The organism is uncultured Rothia sp. (assembly GCF_937976295.1).
Lineage (GTDB): Bacteria > Actinomycetota > Actinomycetes > Actinomycetales > Micrococcaceae > Rothia.
Map to the genome: position 1 here is coordinate 1 of NZ_CALJRY010000371.1, position 2,045 is coordinate 2,045.

The 2,045-nt window shown below is 59.9% G+C and carries 2 protein-coding genes; both read left to right on the top strand.

Annotated elements, in window-relative coordinates; all coding sequences use genetic code 11:
- The coding region (locus Q0216_RS09895; RefSeq protein WP_298594978.1) for an L-lactate permease at window positions 1-176 on the top strand (176 nt) is incomplete at its 5' end.
- A gap of 548 nt (window positions 177-724) precedes the next feature.
- A partial coding sequence (locus Q0216_RS09900) for an L-lactate permease (protein WP_298594976.1) occupies window positions 725-2,045 on the top strand: 1,321 nt, incomplete at its 3' end.

A 2,045-nucleotide genomic window follows, 5' to 3' on the forward strand; every position in this document is an offset into this window, starting at 1 on the left:
CCGCTGGTGGTGTGATGGCGAAGATCGTTTCCCCGCAGTCCATCGCAATTGCAGCTGCTGCTGTGAACAGCTCCGGCGAGGAATCGAAGATTACCTCCATGGCGATCAAGTACAGTGCAGCTCTGCTGGCTATCACCTGTGTTTGGGTTTACGTCCTGTCCCTGGTTATTGCCTAAACAGCGTGAGAACCCGATGCGTGTAGCCCGCTCCGGTTGAGAGTGAGGCGGCGCAATACGGTCTGTTTCAAGCCCCCTTCTACTTTGAGTAGGAGGGGGCTTGATGCGTTGCTGCGGATTTCACTTGAGGTATGCGTGTGGCGGGGCATAGGGGGATATCTGGTGCAGAAGACCGGGGAGGGGGAGACAAGAGAGAGAATCGCGGAATGTTAATTGCAAGGTGCAAATATGCGCATATGTCTCATTTGTGCACACTTAAGGTTGCCCTATCCTGAACTCCACAAGGAGACCTGCTAGCTTAGACAGATAAAGTCATAAGCACCTAGTTAGCGGGAATAAAACCGCCACCTACCGGTTAAACACCTCGGAATATCCCACCGAGCAACGCCCGGACGCTGATGACCAAAATGCTTCACCGATGGACCCGTCTACGACGTACAGGACGGGCCCATCGGTTTTTATGCGGCCCAACTGCTTCCATACAGCACAGACGCCGTACCGGAAGAAGCGCCCGCCTAAAGCACAGACCGAAAGGAACACCCCGCCCTATGTGGCAGCAAACCTACGACCCGCTGAACTCACCGGTGCTCTCCGCACTGGTCGCAGCAGTACCCATCATCCTCTTCCTGCTGGGCCTGACCGTCCTGAAGCTCAGCGGCCTCAAGTCAGCACTGCTGACTCTCGGCACCACCCTCATCATTGGTTGTGCCATCTTCGGCCTGCCCATCACCGCAGGTGCCGGCTCCATCCTCTCCGGCTTCCTCTCCGGCGCATGGCCCATCGGTTGGATCGTGCTCATGGCGGTGTGGCTCTACCGCATCGCCGTGCGCGCCGGTAACTTCGACATCGTGCGCTCCTCCGTCTCCTCCATCTCGAACGACCAGCGCATCCAGGTGCTCCTGATTGCCTTCTGCTTCGGTGGCTTCATCGAAGGCGCGGCAGGCTTCGGCATCCCGATTGCAATCTCCGCGGCACTGCTGGTATCCCTGGGCTTCAACCCCCTCAAGGCATCCATGCTGGCGCTGGTAGCCAACGCCGCATCCGGCGCCTACGGCGCTATCGGTATTCCCGTGACCACCGCAGCTAAGGTTGGCGGCCTGGACACCGCACACCTGTCCGCAGGCATGGTTCCAGTACTGCAGATTTTCGTGGCAATCGTGCCGGTGCTGATGGTCGCCATCCAGGACGGTCTGCGCGGCATCCGCGAAGTCGGTCTCGTAGCGCTCATGACCGGTGTAATCTTCTCCGGCGGCCAGGTAGCTATCCTGATGCTGCTCGGCTCTCCCGAACTGGCCGATATTATCCCGCCGCTGCTGGCACTGGTCGCTCTGGCGCTGGTCATGCAGAAGTGGCAGCCCAAGCACATCTTCCGCGAGCCCACCGCTCCCAGCCTCGAAGAAGCTCAGGCTCAGCAGAGCATCAAGCACACCGGCGCTGAGATCGTTAAGGCGTGGAGCCCCTTCATCTTCCTCTCCGCAACCATCCTGCTCTGGTCCACCGCGCTCAAGCCCGTGTTCGCAACCACCGGTCCGCTTGGTGCCGCAACCCTGGCGTTCCCCATCCCCGGTATTCACGAGGCCATCGTCACCGGCGCCGGTAAGACCGTGACCGCCATATTCTCCTGGAATACCCTGGGCGCATCCGGTACCGCAATTCTGGTGGCGGCACTGATTACCGTGCTGACCTCCAATATCAGCTGGGGCGAAGCATTTGAAGAGCTCGGTGGCACCTGGAACCAGCTGAAGATGCCGATCCTCATGATCTGCCTGGTCATGTCCGTCGCAAACGTGATGAACTACGCCGGTATGACCACCTCCATCGCGCTGGCGCTCGCGGCAGCCGGCCCGGTCTTCCCGCTGCTGTCCCCGA